A 15,633-nucleotide genomic window follows, 5' to 3' on the forward strand; every position below is an offset into this window, starting at 1 on the left:
CCGGAGTCAGGGTGTCTGCAGGGCCCGCAGTTCACCGCTGACCAGGACATGGAGCTGCGCCTCCAGCCAGGCGTCGGCGCAGGTGCGGCCGTCCTCGGCGTGTCCGTCCACCGCGCGCGGCAACGCACGCAGCAGAGCGGCGGCTCGGGTCAGACCCGTCCGTGAGAGGGAGGCCGCCGCCTCGTCGAGACGGGCCCGCGCCGGGTCCGTGAGATTGCGCAGCCCGCTGTGGGCGACGGAGGCGAGCGCGGCGGCCGCCTCCTCCAGGGCGGCGGTCAGCGGATCGGACGCCTGCCGCACCACTGCCCGCAGCGCGGCCGACCCGTCACCCGGGGCGAGATCGGGCACGGTCACGCCCGTCGGCGTCAGGACCGCGATCGGGGCGATCCGGACGGCGCCGCCCGACCGGTGCACCGACCCGCTGATGTGTGTGGCCCCGCTCTCCAGCGCGGCCGCCAGGGCGTCCAGGGCGCCAGGGCACTCGGGACGGTAACCGGACCGTACGTACGCGTGGTTGCCCGCCTCGTCCCGCACGACCGCTTCGAGCCGCTGCTCGGCCGGGTCGTAGCCGACGTGTGCGACCTCCGACAGCGCGACGACGTGCACGCTCTCCGCCTCGACCCTCGGGCGGATCATGCGGGGCGGCCGGCCCTCCCACCCGGCGGTGAGCGCCGCCAGATCGCGTACCAGCACCGGCTCCGGCAGGTACGTCCACGCCGCGCCGACCGGCGTGATGCTGGTGGCACCGAGCTTGTTGCCCGCGATCGTCAGGACACGGCCCGCGGTCCTGTGCGCGCTCTCGCTGACGAGATTGCCGGTGGCCAGCTTGCCGAGTGTCGTCCCGAGAAGCCGTCGGCCGGCCAGCAGGTGACCTGTCGTCCGCGTCGTACGCCCGGAACTGTCGGCCGTGGCCCACTCCTTGCGGAGTACGAGGACGGTGGCGGCTCCGGGATGGGCGACGTACACCTCGGCGGCGGAGCCCGTGGCGGTGGTCCGGACACGGCAGCCCAGAGAGGTGAGACGGACCCGCCGCAGCGGTGTGGTCCCGGCCTCCCGCGTACCCAGGGCGCCGGGCAGCGCGGCGGCCCGGCGCCGTGCGTGGATCTCCGTGAGGAGGGCGGCCACCAGCTCGGGCCGGTGGTGGGCGCTGCGCGTGGCGTACGCCGAGAGCTGGCCCGCGAGTTCGCCCACCGCGCCGGCCGGCCAGTGCAGGGACTCCGCGCTCAGCGACTCACCGGCGCGGGCGAGCGCTCCCGCCAGGACGGGGCCCGCGTGGGCCACGCCCGACAGGAGCAGCTCGTCGGCGAGCCCGGCGGCCGCGTCCAGCCGGTGCCCGATGGTGGCCTTCGGCGCGCTCCGGCCGCCGGCCTGCACCGGGCCCTCGTGCACCCCCGCCTCATCGGCGGCGCGGAAGGCCCAGACGGCCAGGGCCACCACCTCACCGCGCCGGTCGGCGGACGCGTCCGTCAGCGCGTACCCGATCTCGCCGGGGACGGGGAAGCGCACCGTGCAGGTGGGCAGTTCCACCCAGGGCTCGGCCCGGGCGGCCGGGCGGTGGACCCGGGCGCCGTATCCGCCGTCCAGGACCCGCCGTGCCGCGGCGAGTGCCGGTGCGCCCAGGGCGGCGCCCAACTCCTCGTCGCCGACCGAACCGGGCGACCAGGCGGGGGAGGCCGGCGGAGAGGGGGCGGGAGGTGCGGTGTCATCGGGCGACACGGGCTCGGCGGCGTCGGCCTCCGGCGTGGACACCGTCCCCTCGGGACCGTCGGCCGGGGCCGCGCTCCGAAAGGCGAGCACGAGGGCGATGAGGTGACGGCACACGCCGGGCGCCGCGCAGCTGCACCTGCCGTTGTCCAGCCCCACGCCCGGCGGCAGCGCGGTGACCGACCCGTCGGGGTGGTGGGCGTGCACCGTGCCGTCGGGGCGGGTCGTCACGGTGGGGGCCGTGCCGGCGGCCAGCTCCTTGGCGGCCCGCTTGACCAGACCGCGGTTGGTGAGGGCGGCGAGGGTCTCCGGGGTGAGGGCCAGCAGGTCTCTCCGGACGGCGGCCGGCCCCGGCCCGGGCGTCGTGTCCGTCGTCATCGGCCCAGCCTCTCCGCGACGAACTCGGCCAGCCGCCCAGGCGTCATCGCACCCACGTGGGCCCCCGCGTCGGCCAGCCGTCCGGCCAGCTCGCGGTCGTAGTCGGGGTCGGCCTCCTCGTCGAGCGCCGCGAGCCCGAGGACCGTACTGCCCTGCTCCACCAGCGCGCGCACCGAACGCACCAGCCGGTAGGCGTCGCCGCCCTCGTAGAAGTCCGTGATCAGCACGACGATCGTGCGGCGCGGATTCTCCACCAGCCCCGCCCCGTACGCCACGGCCCGCGCGATGTCGGTGCCGCCGCCGAGCTGCACCCGCATCAGGAGCTCCACCGGATCGCTCACCTCCGAGGTCAGGTCCACGACATTGCTGTCGAAGGCGACCAGGTGTGTCCTGAGGCCAGGCAGCCCCCACAGGCACGCGGCCGTGACCGCGGAGTGGATCACCGATCCGGCCATCGAGCCGGACTGGTCGACCAGGAGGATCAACTGCCACCTGGTCAGGTGCCGCTGGGTCCGGGAGTGGAAGTGCGCGCGCTCGATGAGCAGACGCCTCTCCTCGGGCCGGTAGTGGCCGAGGTTGGCCCGCACCGTCCCCTTGAAGTCGAAGTCCCTGGCCAGTGGCACCCGGCTCGGCCGCCGCGACCGGGCGCCGTGGAACGCCCGGCGTACCTCCGGCCGCAACCGGGCGAGTAGATCCTCGACCACCGCGGCGACGATGCGCCGGGCGAGCCCCAGCACCTGCGGGTTCATCAGGTGCTTCGTACGCAGTACCGCCCGCAGCAGGGGCGCGCTCGGCTCGACCCGTTCCAGCACCGCCGGGTCGGTGACGATCTCCTGGATGCCGTACCGCTCGACCGCGTCACGCTCCAGACGTTCGACCGTCTCCTTGGGGAACAGCCGGTGGATGTCGTCCAGCCAGTCGACGGCGGTCACCGGCGACGGCCCGTCACCGCCCGCTCGCGGACGGGCCGAGCCGGCGCGCCGGACACCTCGTCGCCCGAGATCGGGGTCCCGGCCGTAGAGCCAGTCGAGGGCGGCGTCCTGCGCGGCGGCCCCCTGGCCGAGGGCGCCGGTGTGTGCCTCCGCGGGGGAGCCGAGGATCAGCCGCCAGCGCTCCAGCCCCGCGTCCGGTCCGTGCGGCTCGCTCGACGCGGGGGGTACGGCGGCATCGGCCGTGGTCATGACGCGGCTCCCAGTCCGTAACGGGCCAGCAAGCGGGACACGTCGTCCTCCAGCGCCCCGGCGCGGGCGATCATCAGGGGGTCTCCTGTGGTACGGAGCAGAGTGCGGGCGGAACCCCGGACACCGCGACGCTCCAGCAGCAGGGCCGCGATCCGTTCGCGTTCGTGCGGGGGGAAATAGGCGAAGGCCTGACGCAGCGCCGGCAGACCGGACAGGAACTCGCGCTCGGACAGGGCGCCCACGAGACGGTCCAGCACTTCGATCAGTGACTCCGGACCGCCGCGCTCCGCGTGCCCGGTCAGCTCCTCGCGGGCTAGCGCGAACAGTCCGGCCAGCCAGTCACCGAGCGCGTCCGTACCGGCCGCGGCGATCGTCCGCACCGTGGGCCCCGGGTCACCGGGAGGGCCGGCGGCCAGGGTGCGGTGCAGTCCGAACGCCGCGCCCCGCAGGTCGCCGGGGGCAGCCGTGTCCCCGCTGATCCGCCCGGCGACATCGGCGGTGACACCGCGGCTCACCGACAGCAGCCCCGGCGCGTGGAGCAACGCGTCGCGCACCGCGGCCACCGCCCGCAGGCGTGGGCGGTCCACTCCCGTCCCGCCGCGTGCCCCCTCCAGGAGCCACAGCAGCCGGGTCACCGCGCGGTCGATGACGGAGGTGAGCAGCGGGCCTCCGGCCAGCCCGTACACCCGGTCGTGCCGCCACAGGCCGAGTGCGGTGGCGAGCACGTCACCGAGCGGTCCGGGGGTCTTCAGCCCGTCCACCCGGCGCGCCAGCTCGGCCAGCAGGGGCCGGGACAGCCCTTCCGCCCCGCACAGCACCGCGTCGAACAGGGTGACCGCCAGGCCGTCGGCCGCCGCCCCCGTGCCGTGTGCGCGCTCGGTGAGGGCGGCTTCGGCCGCTTCGGCGAGGCTCGCCCCGTAGGCACCCGCCTCGACGAGCGCCGCCTCGCGGCCCGGGGCCGGGACGGATTCCCAGCGCTCGGTGAACACCGGGTCGACGCCGTGCTCGGGGCCCTCGGTCCGGATGCGGCCCGGCACGCCGAGCACCCGGAGCCGGTGCAGCACCCGGCTGCGCGCCAGATCCGCGGTGTCCGTGAGGTCGAGGGCGAGCGCCCGAGCGCTGCCGTCGAGCCCATGCCGGGCGAGCTGCGCCACGACGTCGTGCACCAGCGGAGGCGCGGGTGTGTCCGGGTGCAGGCGGCCCGTCCGTTCCCCGCCGCAGGCCGCGACCATCTCGACGATCGCGGGGTGGGTGCCGGGCGCGAGCGCGGAGCGCGAGGTCCAGGGCAGCGGAGTGTCCAGGTCGTCCGTGACCAGGGCGCCCGCGAGGCCGTCCAGCACGTCGATCCGTGCGGGCCGGGGGTGGCCCCGCAGTGCGGTGAGCCCCTGGGCGAGACTCCGGGCCGCGATCAGGTCGGCGGTGGACACGGGAAAGCGCCTGGCCCGCAGCCGCTCCACGACTCCCCGCAGCAGATCCTCGGCGGCCGCATCGGGGCCCGCCTCCCACACCTTCTGGTAGTAGCCGGGCGACGGCATCCCCGACTGGTAGCCGGCGAACGAGTCCAACTGCCTGAAGGAGTAGGGCACGAGGAAGCTCCCGGCCGACGCCGTGTCCGGCGGAGCCGGCACCTCGGGCCACCCGTCCGCTCCGAGGGCCCACGGCCCGCCGTCCCCGTCCTCCCGGCCATGCACCGTGGCGACCGGGTCCGCGGGCGTGCCGGTCAGCGCGCGCAAGGCGGGCCGGTGAAAGCCGCCCGTCACGACCAGGACCGGGCGTCCCCCCGCCTCGGCGGCCGCCGCACGCACCCACGTCGCCATGTACGACTCGCGTGCCCGGTCTCCGGCGTCGGCTTCGGCGTCCCCCCGCACCAGCGCGAAGTACGCGTCGAGCCGGTCGGACAGGCCCTCCTCCGGTTCGACCTCGAACAGCCGGTCCCACAGGGCGTCCTGGGAGTCCACCGCGAAGCGCTCGCACAGCCGCTCCGTCGCCTCCGCGTACCGGACCTCCGCGTCGGCGTACCGGTTGGTGCGCTCCGCGAACGCCGGATGCCAGGCGGGCAGGTCGATGAAACGGACCTCGGCCCCCGCGGCGCGGCCGGCCCGCAGGGCGACCCACTCGGGGGAGTAGTCGCACAGGGGCGCCCAGGAGGTGGCCGCCCGCTGCCCGTCCCGGTAGTGGCTGAACACGGCGACGGGCAGCTCGTGCCCGAGCAGCAGTTCGCCGAGCCGGCTGTTCATCTCGGCCGGTCCCTCGATCAGGACATGGGCGGGCCGCAGTTCCTCGATGGTCCGCTCGACGAGCCGTGCGCAGGCGGGGGAGTGATGACGCACCCCGAGGAACACCGTGGACCCCGTAGACGCTGTGGACCCCGAGGTCCCCGTCCCCATCAGTCCGCCAGCAGGTGGCGCGCGTCGTACAGGGCCTGCCACGCCGGGGAGCGGTGACGCGGCACCTGTTGTTCGAGGTAGCGGCGCAGACGGGTCAGGTCCTCCGGACTGTCCTTGGCCGCCGTGCCCGCCAGACACGCCACCACATCGGCGGCGGTGCCGGGCTCCCCCCGCAGGAACCACCCCCGCACACCGACGGCATGGGCGACGGACACCGCCTCCGCGGTACTCATCACCGCCGATGGCCGGCCCTCGGCGCCGTCCTTCGCACCCGCGCCCCCGCGCAGCTCCCGGAACGTACCGACCAGCACCTCCAGCACGTCGCGGTCCGGCGGCGGCTCCACTCCGGAGCGCTCCAGCAGCGTCGTCACCTCCGCCTCGACGAGCGCCAGTTCCGTGTCCAGGTCCGGGATGGGGAACACCGTCTCGAAGTTGAAGCGGCGCTTGAGGGCGGCGCTCATCTCGTTGACGCCCCGGTCACGCGTGTTGGCGGTCGCGATGACGTTGAACCCCTGCCGGGCGAACACCATGCCGTCGGAGCCGCTCAGTTCAGGAATGGCGACGACCCGCTCGGACAGCAGCGAGAGGAGCGAGTCCTGCACCTCCAGGGGACAGCGCGTGATCTCCTCGAACCGCACGATCCGGCCCTCCGCCATCCCCCGCAGCATGGGGGCGGGCACCAGGGAACGCGTGGACGGCCCCTCGGCCACCAGCAACGCGTAGTTCCAGCCGTACTTGATCTGATCCTCGGTGGTCGCCGCGCCTCCCTGCACCGTCAGGGTGGACACCCCGCTGACGGCGGCCGCGATCAGCTCGGACAGGAGGGACTTCGCCGTACCGGGCTCACCCACCAGCATCAGCCCGCGGCTGGTCGCGAGCGTCACGAGCGCACGGTCGACCAACGACGGATTGCCGACGAACTTGCGGCTGATCCCGGCGCTCGCGTCGCCGATGACGAACCGCCGGGCGGCACGCAGGCTCAGCTCCCAGCCAGGCGGCCTGGGGTCACGGTCGTCGGCCCGGAGCGCCGCCAGCTCCCCGGCGTACCGCACCTCGGCGGGCGGGCGCTGCACGGCCTCCGGCGGGGACGCCGGGCCGGGCGCGGACTCCTCCTTCGTCCGGACTCTCATGCGGCGGCCCCTTCGGTGAGTTCCATCAGGTCGGCGATGAGCTCGGACACGGTGAGGGCGTCGAGGTCGCCGAGGCGCAGCGGGTGAGCGCGTCCCGGCCAGTGATCAGCCGGCTCGCTGCCGAGCCACACTGTTTCGAGGGTCTGGTCGGGGAACATGTCGACCACTCCGACCGCGATGCCCGTGTCGAGCGCGATCACCAGATACCGGTCGTCGCCGAGCCGCTTGGAGATCCACCGCTCCACTCCCGCGTCCTGCGGGATCCCGCGCTCCCAGCCGCGCCGCTGGAGGCCGAGAACCTTGCCCGTCGGCACCTTGAGGCCCTCGAAGCGGGTCAGCCGGTACCCTTCCGCCTCCTCGTCGGTGAGACCGAACACAGCTCGCCCCAGCTGGGGGAAGGGCTGGAGGATCTCGTAGTCCGCGAACACCTCGGACCACACGTCGAGCCCGTCCCCGAGGTCCAGTGGATGCGCCAGCCGTACGGTCGCGCCCTCGGGGAGAGCGAAGACCTCGTCCTCGGCGTCGGCGAACGTCCGGTCCTCCGCCACGCGGAAGGCGGTTGCCGCCCCGTCCGCCTCGCTCAGCCACACCAGCCGGCGGACCAGATGCCACAGCAGCGGGTGCGCGACGAACAGTTCGGTGAACTCGGGCACGGTCCAGGACCGTCCGGCGACCATCGCGGCCTCCAGACGCCGCACCTGGTCGGAGGCGATCGTCCGCACGTCCTTCTTCAGGGCCATGAAACGCTTGCGCTCCGCCGGGGCGCGCTCGGCATCGTCCCGCGCACCGGGCATCGGCAGATCCTTGCGGCGCTTGCCCTCACCGTCCAGTACGTACGGCCGCAGCTGCTCGTCGAAGCCCACGGTGAACCGGCGGCTGCCGTAGTCGACGACCGTGGAGCCGTTGGCGTCCAGCCCGAAATCCGGCACGAGCCGGTCGGAGAGCTGCTCGCCGGTCAGCCCGAGACCGGCGGCGACCTCGTCGATCTTCTCCCTGGCGCGCTCCTTCAGCCCCTTGAACTTCACCCGCTGAGCGATGCCGTGCAGCTGTACGAGCGCGATGTCCGTCCCGATGGCGGCCAGCACGGCGAGCCCTTCGACCGCCCGGTGGTGCGCGCCTTCGCCGGGCCAGGCCCGGATGACCGGGGTGAGCCGGCGGACCGTGGTGTCGTCACCCAGCAGACCGAGTGCGTGCAGCGCCCAGGACTCCTTGGCGGGGAGGTTGGCCGTCGTCCACTGCTCGAAGAGCGCCCAGGAGAAGGCGGCGAGCGAACCGGGGTCGGCCACCTCCTTGAGGACCGCGATCCCCGGATAGACCTCGCCGGGCTTCGACAGGGCCAGCATCGTCACCACGTGGCGTGCCGACGGCTCCGGCAGCGCACCACCGGACCGGACCACGATCTGCGGCAGCAGCACGGGCTCCGCCCACCCCGGCACCAAGGGCATCGTGGCGGGAAGCAGGCGCTCCAGGGGGTCGGCCGCGAGGAGTGCGCCGACGGCCTCCGCCGCGTCCGGGCCGTACGCCTCTGCGGCGTCCCGGACGACGTCGTCGCCGTGGACCGTGGCGATGTGCAGGAGGGCGTGCTCGGCAGCCCGTCGCGTCGCGCCCGCCTTGCCGAGGGCGTCCGGCACGAGGAGCCCGGCGGCCACGACCCCGTGCCTGGCGAACCACGCACGGGCTGTGGAGGCGGTCGACCTGAGCCGCACCGACCAGTCCGCCATGTGGCGGGCCACGGCCACATCGACGAAAGGCAGCAGGAGCTGGGCGAGCGTGCTCGGCTGGCGGGGAACGGTCCTGAGCAGCAGAGGCAGGGCGAGGAGGCCGAAGCGGGCCGCGATCGGCTTCAACGTGTCCGCGCCGTCCCAGAGGTCGGTCGGGTCCCAGGAGTCGAGCAGCGGGAGGACCAGTTCCTCCGGTCCGTGGACGTACACCCACGCGGGCTGGAGGTTCTGCGCGTCGAGGGTGTAGCGCAGAGCGGCGATGTCCTTCTCCCAGTCGCCCACGCCCTGGCGCGCGGTGTACCAGCTGGAGCAGGCCGCCCACTCGTCCTGCTCGCCGGGCAGCCACCGCACCGCGGCCCGGAACGTCGCCGAGAGTCCGGGGACGACGGTGGTCGGGACCGTGGTGCGCGGGCGCGACCACGGAGGGGACGTCAGCAGGGCGGGCAGGGCGTCCGCCGGGGCGTCGGCGATCCTGTCGGCCGGGTTGAGCAGCGGTTCCAGGACCTCCGCGAGCCCGGCCTCCAGGGTGGGCAGCATCGCCGTCACGAGGTCGCGGTGGGCGCCGACCTGGCCGGTGAGCAGCTGGCGCCTCTTCGCGGACACCGCGCCGGCGCCGTCGCGTACCTCGGCGGCGAGCAGCCGCAGGGCCCGCTTCGGGTAGCGGCGCATCGCTTCGAGGAGGGCCGCGTGGGCGTTCTTGGAATCCGGGTGCGCCAGGAGGGCCCCGAAGGCCTCGTCCGTCGGGATCTCCACCAGCGCGGCGGCGACGGTGGCGTCGTTCGCGTAGCTCGGGCCGCCCAGGCCCTCGGCCAGCAGCTGGGCGACGTCCGTGCCGATGCCTTCGGCCACGGTGGCGATCAGGGCGACGCTGTGGCCGTGGCTGGGCCGGTGCGGGAACACCGTCAGCTGCTGACCGGAGTTCAGCGAGCAGTACACCATGGACCGCAGCGTCAGCTCCCGCTCGGCCACGACGCCCGGATCGGAGCAGAGGTCGGCCACCCAGCCGCTCTCGCTGGGCGCGAGGTAGGAGGCGAGGATCTTGTGCTGCGGGTCCGCGCGGTGCCTGGCGAGCGCAGCAACCGTGGCCCGGTAGGTCTCCTCGTCGCAGGCGGCCACCAGGGCACGGACGCGGTCGGCCGCCGGGCGGCGCCTGCCCGTCCGGTACGAATATCCGGTCACTGACTGGCGGCGGATCCAGGGGTCGGCACGCCGGGAGCCGTGGCCGTCCCAGTGGGCTTCGAGCGTGAACAGCTCCACCGTGGCGCACGCCGCGAACGGCAGGCCGAACCGGGCTGTCCAGAGGTCCGCCCAGGTGGCGGGCGACGCGTTGAGACCGACGACGGTGGCCAGCGCGGCGGCGCCGAGCGGGGAGGGGCTCCCCGCGAGGTGCGAACGGCCATGGTCGGCCAGCGTGGCATCCGTGCCCGGTGCGTCCAGGACCTCGCGGATCCAGGAGGCCTCCTGGGACAGTGCGGTCTCGAGCGCCTCCATGTCCTCGCGCCTGGCCTTGGCGGGGGTTCTCTTCACGCCACCGCGTCGCGGGTGCAGCAACCGCCGCCAGCCGGCCGGGAGAACGAAGGTGTCCTCGTCGGCGACGGCGGCCGCGTCGGCAGGAGCCGGCCCCTCACCCGACGGAGCCTCCTTGCCCGGCCGGGCAGCCCTCTTGCCCGACGGAGCCGCGGCCCCGCCTGCCGGAGCCGCGCCCGGCGCCCCGACCTCGCGGTACCCCTTGCGTTCCTTCTCCGCGATCGTCCTGGTCACCTGGGCGTCCGCCGCCTGCGCCGACGCGTACTCCTTGGACTGCGTCCGCCCGTCGGTTCCGTACCGCCCGTACCGCACCGTCACCACAGCGCCGTCGGCCCCGGTCTCCCAGAACTTCGACGCGCTGCCCTCGACAAACTCCCAGCGGCGCACAGAACCGCCCCTTCCCACCCCGGACCACCCGCTCCGCCGCGGGCTTCGATCAGTGAGGCCCACACTAGAACCAGCCACTGACAACGCCACGGCAGGTGGTGCTCAGGTGGCGGGTACGGCCCTCTGCTGTCCTGCCGGTGCCCACGAGGGAGTCACGCCGGTCACCTGGCACACCATGAGGAACAGCGGAATGGGCGGGGTGTAGGGCGTACGGCTGTCAGGCGTGTGGATGAGCCGGGGCCGTACCGAAGGGACGAAGGCCCCAGGGGCGTACGCGACCTGCTCGGGCCAGTCCAGGTCGAGGTCGGAGCCCGCGGGCACGATCCACCACCAGCGGTCGGCGTCGGCGAACACGCAGCCCGCGCGCGGCAGGTGGGACATCAGCCGGAATCCGTACCGCGCGGGCACACCCACCGCGTCACAGCCGAGGCTGGCCGACAGCGCGGGCGGCAGAGCGAGCGTCACCCTGCCCCCGCCGCCCTGCTCGGGCACCCGGGAGCGGCGCGCTCCGCGCAACTGGGACAGGGCGTTCCTCAGCACGGCTGCTCCGCGCCGTGCGGCAGTTCCGCCCAGACGATGCGGCCCGAGGCGTCCGAGGCGTCGTGGGATCCCCAGGAGCTGCTCATCGCGTCGACGAGCAGCAGGCCGCGACCGTGCTCGTCGTCGGCCGTGCGGCGGAGCCGCGGGCCGCCGGGCAGGTGCCCCTGGTCCTGCACGGCTATGCGCAGCCGCCGGTCGAGACGCCTGAGCTCGCAGACGACGCGTGAACTCGCGGTGTGGACAACCGCGTTGGTGACCAGTTCGGAGACGATGAGCACCGCCGCCTCGTAGGCGTCGCCACCGAGGCGCCACGCCTCAAGGCGGACGCGGGTCAGCTGCCTGGCACCGGCCACGGAATCCGGTTGCGCCGGCAGGGCGAAGCAGTAACGGAGCGCTTCCGTCCCGGGGCTGAGGTCCACGAGCCGGGGGATGAGCGCACTGCCAGGTGCCACGACCGATTCCTCACAGTGGGGGATGCGTCACACCTCGCACCCTCACGACAGGAGCGGGCATGACCATACGAACTGGTTCACTACCCAACTCTCTCTCTGTCGCGCACACTTGGCAAGAGGCACTCTGAAAATTGCAGAGTGACTGTGTCGTTGCCGAGGCGCGCATGGCACACTGCTCGCAAACAGCGCATGGGGAGGTCTGAAGTGAGCGAACCGCGGTCCGCCCCCACCGTGGGCCAAGTGGTCCTCGGTAAGCGTCTGCAGGATCTGCGGGAGCGCGTGGGCCTGAGCCGCGACCAGGCGGCCAAGGTGCTCAGGGTCGCCCCCGCGACCATACGCAGGATGGAGACGGCCGAGGTCGGTCTCAAGATCCCCTACGTCCAGTTGCTGCTGAAGGCGTACGGGATCGAGGACGAGGAGGCAGACGCCTTCGTCGAGCTCGCCGAGGAGGCCAACAAGCCCGGCTGGTGGCAGCGGTACCACGACGTGCTGCCCGACTGGTTCAGCATGTACGTGAGCCTGGAGGGCGCGGCGAGCCTCCTGCGTATGTACGAGCCGCACTTCGTCCCCGGCCTTCTGCAGACGGAGGACTACGCACGCTCCGTCATGCGTACGGGGGCGGTCGGCCAGACCAGGCCGGAGGACATCGAGCGCCACGTCGACCTGCGGATGGCGCGGCAGTCCCTGCTCACCAGGGAGGACGCCCCGAAGCTGTGGGTGATCATGGACGAGACCGTCCTGCGCCGCCCCGTCGGAAGCGCCGAGGCGATGCGGGCCCAGACCGACCGGCTGCTCGAAGCCACCGAGATGTCCCATGTGACGCTCCAGATCGCGGAGTTCGCGACCGGACACCATCCGGGCACCTACGGTCCGTTCGTCCTCTTCCGGTTCGCCGTCCCCGAACTGCCCGACATGGTCTACAGCGAGTACCTGACCGGCGCCGTCTACTTCGACGCGCGCCCCGAGGTGGCCTCCTACCTCGAGGTCATGGACCGCATGGCGGCTCAGGCCGCAACTGCACAACGCACGAAGGAAATCCTCCGGGACTTCCGCAAGGAGCTGTGATGAGCGACATATACAACGGTATGCCGGCCGCCGACCTCGGCTCGGAAGGCTGGTCGAAGCCCTGGAGCGGCGGCAACGGCGGGAACTGCGTCGAGGCCTTGAAGCTGGCCGACGGCAGGGTCGCCGTGCGTCAGTCGGCGGACCCCGAGGGCCCCGCACTCATCTACTCGAACGGCGAGATCGCCGCCTTCATCCAGGGCGCGAAGGCAGGTCAGGCCGACTTCCTTCTCACCTGACGCACCGGCACATATTCTCGCCCCACGAGCAGTTCGCTGTGATGGCCGACCTACGAACCCCATGGAGAGCGATATGACCGGGCACGACGCACAGACAGGCCATGGCATCGAGATCGACACCAGCAAGCCGCATCCCGCGCGGATGTACGACTGGTTCCTCGGTGGCAAGGACAACTACCCGGTCGACGAACAGATGGCCCAGCAGTTGCTCGCCGTCGACTCCCGGGGCCGCGACATGGCCCGCGTGAACCGGGCCTTCATGCACCGCGCCACCCGCTGGATCGCCGAGAACGGCGTGCGCCAGTTCCTCGACATCGGCACCGGCATACCCACCGAGCCCAACCTCCACCAGATCGCCCAGCAGGCCGCCCCGGACGCCCGCATCGTCTACTGCGACAACGACCCCATCGTGCTGGCCCACGCCGCAGCTCTGCTGCGCTCGACCCCCGAGGGCGCCACCGAGTACATCCAGGCGGACGCGCGCGAGCCCGCGGCCATCCTCGAACAGGCCGGCAAGGTACTCGACTTCAGCAAGCCGATCGCGCTGTCGATGCTCGCGCTGCTGCACTTCCTGGACGACGAGGACGGCGCCGCCGATCTGGTGAACAAGCTCGTGGACCAGCTGCCGTCCGGCAGCTACCTCGTGCTCTCGCACACCACGGGTGACTTCAACCCGGAGGGCGCGGCCCAGGCGCGCGCCATGTACAAGGCCCGGGGGATGACGCTGCGTCCCCGCTCGCGCGCCGAGCTCGCCGCGTTCTTCGACGGCCTGGAGCTGGTGGAGCCGGGCGTCTCGCTCTCCGCCGACTGGCACCCCGAGCTCGGCGAGGTCATCGACGTCCCCGGTGACGAGCCGATCCCCGGATACGCGGGCGTCGCCCGCAAGCCCTGACCGCGCGCGGTCACTGCCGGCTGACGGACCGGGTGATGCCCGCGGCGATCGTCGTCGCGAGCAGCCACCCGGTCACGATCAGCAGATAGGACAGCCACTGGTACCAGCCCGTCGGGTTGTACGCCTTCTCCTGGCCGAAGTCGATGATCGGCAACAGCAGGTCCAGGGTGTAGAACACCGGGCTGAACGGTGGCGCCTCGCCCTGCTTCAACGGACGCGGATGGTGCGCGGCGAACGCCACCGCACCGGCGAGGAGCAACGAGAACAGCCAGGCCGCCGCGCGCACCGGCCGGAACCCGTAGCCCACCGTCACGTCCTGGAGGTACCCCCAGGCCCTGGCGTAGCCGGGCAGCGTCCTGCGGTGCCGGCGCTGCTTGGCGAGAAGCACCGTGCGGGCGGCGTCGTCGTCCCCGATCCGGCGGTACGCAGCGGTCAACTGCTCGTAGGCGTACGGCGCGTAGCCGTCCGCCTCGCGTTCCAGGAGCGGCAGACGGCGTTGCGCCGGCAGATGAGGGACCAGCGAGGTGTACGTCAGTCCGTCGAGCCGGACCTCCGGCGGCCACACCTGCGGGTCGGCGTGGATGAGGTCTATCTGGGAACGCCGCAGATTCACCCCGCCCTCGATCGGCCTGGCCTCCCGCAGCCACAGCTCGCCGATCGCGCAACTGCTCGCGCGCAGCGCGGCCCCCTCGGGGTGGCACAGCCGGGCGTACGCGAGATTCAGCTGGCCGGGGATCCGGGACCCCCGAAGATTGACACGCCCCTGGACCCGCAGCCGCATCGCGCGTACATCGGAGCCGACGGTGACGTTCTCCGCCTGAAGGGCAGTCGCCCCCGGGTTCAGCAGCACGGCGTCGTCGAGCTGGATCAGCCCGGTGACCGTGGCCCCGCTGATCCTGACCTCGCCGCGCACCTCGATCCCGGGCCACCACAGGTCGTCCTCGGTGACCGCGTGGTTCAGCTGGAGCACGGCCTCCTCGTTGGGCACGGTCGAGCCGTCGGCGTCGATGCCGATCCTGGCCCCGTCGAAGAACAGCGCCCGGGTGATGCGGGCCCCGCCGAGCCGCACGGGGCCGGGAATCCGGCAGTCGGTCAGCCGCAGCACCCCGTCGACGCGCAGCGTCGCCGCGTCCAGGCCGGGCAGCACCGAACCGCTCAGATTCAGCTGACGCACCTGTGTCCCGTACAGGTTCGGCGTCCTTTCGAAGGAACAGCCGGCGAGCAGCACCGCGCACTCCGCCACCGCGTACCGCACGTTCAGGGTTCCGGAGATCCGCGCGCCCCGGATGCGCAGCGCCGGCACCTCTCCCTCCGCCTGCTCTCCGCCGAGCAGGAGCGCCCGGAGCACCTCGGCGCGTACCGTGCGCCCGGCGCCCCAGTCAGCCCCGCCCTCCGGGTCGTCCTCGTCCGCCACTCCCGTACGGAAGTCGACGAGAGCACCGTGCGGGAAGGCGTCCCGGACACGGCGCTCGGCGGGGGTCAGATCGGTGATCTCCATCGGCGGGACTCTGTCCCGCCACAGGTCGCAGTGTCAACCGGCCGGCCCGGGACGCCCGCACCCCGCACGGCACAATGGAGCCATGTCACGACGCACCTCCCGCCCACGCCGCTCCGGCGGCGGCGAGGCTCCCGCACCCCGGATCATCCCCGAGTCCCCGTGCCCCTGCGGTCTGCCCGCGACGTACGCGGACTGCTGCGGACGTCTGCACGCCGGCGGCAACGCGCTGACCTGCGAGGCACTGATGCGCTCGCGGTACGCGGCCTTCGTGGTCCGGGACGCGGCGTACCTGCTCCGTACCTGGCACCCCGACACCCGCCCGCCCGTCATCGACTTCGACCCGGGTATGCGCTGGGTGCGCCTGGAGATCCTGGAGACGACCGAGGGCAGCCCATTCCACGCGACGGGCACGGTCACCTTCCGGGCGCACTACACGGACGACGGCCGCCCCGGCTCCCTCCACGAGAAGAGCCGCTTCGTCCGCCAAGAGGGCGACTGGGTCTACGCGGAAGCGGTCTTCGTCGAGTGACCGGCC

General features: G+C 73.1%; 12 protein-coding genes. 4 read left to right on the plus strand and 8 right to left on the minus strand.

The genetic code is table 11. From position 1 onward, the window contains the following. Window positions 1–6 precede the first annotated feature (6 nt). The 7 genes from AB0C82_RS10685 to AB0C82_RS10715 all read right to left on the minus strand — a co-directional run bounded on the left by AB0C82_RS10685 (window position 7) and on the right by AB0C82_RS10715 (window position 11,407). Window positions 7–2,082 (minus strand): hypothetical protein, encoded by a 2,076-nt coding sequence (locus AB0C82_RS10685; protein ID WP_362838765.1) that lies wholly within the window; start codon window positions 2,080–2,082, stop codon window positions 7–9. Continuing rightward, entirely contained in the window at window positions 2,079–3,263 is a 1,185-nt protein-coding gene (locus AB0C82_RS10690) for a VWA domain-containing protein (RefSeq protein WP_362838768.1), read from the minus strand. The genes AB0C82_RS10685 and AB0C82_RS10690 overlap by 4 nt, the downstream gene beginning before the upstream one ends. Next, window positions 3,260–5,593 carry a DUF5682 family protein gene (locus AB0C82_RS10695; RefSeq protein ID WP_362838771.1) on the minus strand — a complete coding sequence of 778 codons (2,334 nt, stop codon included), beginning with the start codon at window positions 5,591–5,593 and terminating at the stop codon, window positions 3,260–3,262. Before AB0C82_RS10695 ends, AB0C82_RS10690 begins: the two co-directional genes overlap by 4 nt. A gap of 56 nt (window positions 5,594–5,649) precedes the next feature. Further along, window positions 5,650–6,780 (minus strand): AAA family ATPase, encoded by a 1,131-nt coding sequence (locus AB0C82_RS10700; RefSeq protein ID WP_362838773.1) that lies wholly within the window; start codon window positions 6,778–6,780, stop codon window positions 5,650–5,652. Then, the gene (locus tag AB0C82_RS10705; protein ID WP_362838775.1) at window positions 6,777–10,415 is read right to left on the minus strand and encodes a DUF4132 domain-containing protein; all 3,639 of its coding nucleotides are present in this window, start codon (window positions 10,413–10,415) and stop codon (window positions 6,777–6,779) included. Before AB0C82_RS10705 ends, AB0C82_RS10700 begins: the two co-directional genes overlap by 4 nt. A 102-nt stretch (window positions 10,416–10,517) precedes the next feature. Continuing rightward, window positions 10,518–10,955, minus strand: a complete 438-nt coding sequence (locus tag AB0C82_RS10710; protein ID WP_362838778.1) for a hypothetical protein — start codon at window positions 10,953–10,955, stop codon at window positions 10,518–10,520. Further along, window positions 10,949–11,407: an ATP-binding protein gene (locus AB0C82_RS10715; RefSeq protein WP_362838780.1), complete on the minus strand. Its 459-nt coding sequence runs from the start codon at window positions 11,405–11,407 to the stop codon at window positions 10,949–10,951. Before AB0C82_RS10715 ends, AB0C82_RS10710 begins: the two co-directional genes overlap by 7 nt. A 204-nt stretch (window positions 11,408–11,611) precedes the next feature. Between AB0C82_RS10715 and AB0C82_RS10720 the strand changes: the two genes are divergently transcribed. The 3 genes from AB0C82_RS10720 (at window position 11,612) to AB0C82_RS10730 (ending at window position 13,600) form a co-directional block, all read left to right on the plus strand. Then, window positions 11,612–12,472, plus strand: a complete 861-nt coding sequence (locus AB0C82_RS10720; protein ID WP_362838782.1) for a helix-turn-helix transcriptional regulator — start codon at window positions 11,612–11,614, stop codon at window positions 12,470–12,472. Further along, the gene (locus tag AB0C82_RS10725; RefSeq protein WP_362838784.1) at window positions 12,472–12,708 is read left to right on the plus strand and encodes a DUF397 domain-containing protein; all 237 of its coding nucleotides are present in this window, start codon (window positions 12,472–12,474) and stop codon (window positions 12,706–12,708) included. Before AB0C82_RS10720 ends, AB0C82_RS10725 begins: the two co-directional genes overlap by 1 nt. Before the next feature lie 73 nt (window positions 12,709–12,781). Beyond that, entirely contained in the window at window positions 12,782–13,600 is an 819-nt protein-coding gene (locus AB0C82_RS10730) for an SAM-dependent methyltransferase (protein ID WP_362838786.1), read from the plus strand. Window positions 13,601–13,610: 10 nt separating this feature from the next. Here the strand turns inward: AB0C82_RS10730 and AB0C82_RS10735 are convergent, their stop codons facing one another. Next, complete coding sequence (locus AB0C82_RS10735) at window positions 13,611–15,098, minus strand: membrane-associated oxidoreductase (RefSeq protein WP_362838789.1); 1,488 nt, start codon at window positions 15,096–15,098, stop codon at window positions 13,611–13,613. An 82-nt stretch (window positions 15,099–15,180) separates the two neighbouring features. Here AB0C82_RS10735 and AB0C82_RS10740 point away from each other — a divergent pair, with 82 nt between their 5' ends. Beyond that, window positions 15,181–15,627, plus strand: coding sequence for a YchJ family metal-binding protein (locus tag AB0C82_RS10740; protein ID WP_362838792.1), 447 nt, complete (start codon window positions 15,181–15,183; stop codon window positions 15,625–15,627). The last annotated feature ends 6 nt before the right edge of the window (window positions 15,628–15,633 follow it).

Origin of the sequence: Streptomyces sp. NPDC048560, assembly GCF_040650955.1 — a bacterium.
Taxonomy (GTDB): domain Bacteria; phylum Actinomycetota; class Actinomycetes; order Streptomycetales; family Streptomycetaceae; genus Streptomyces.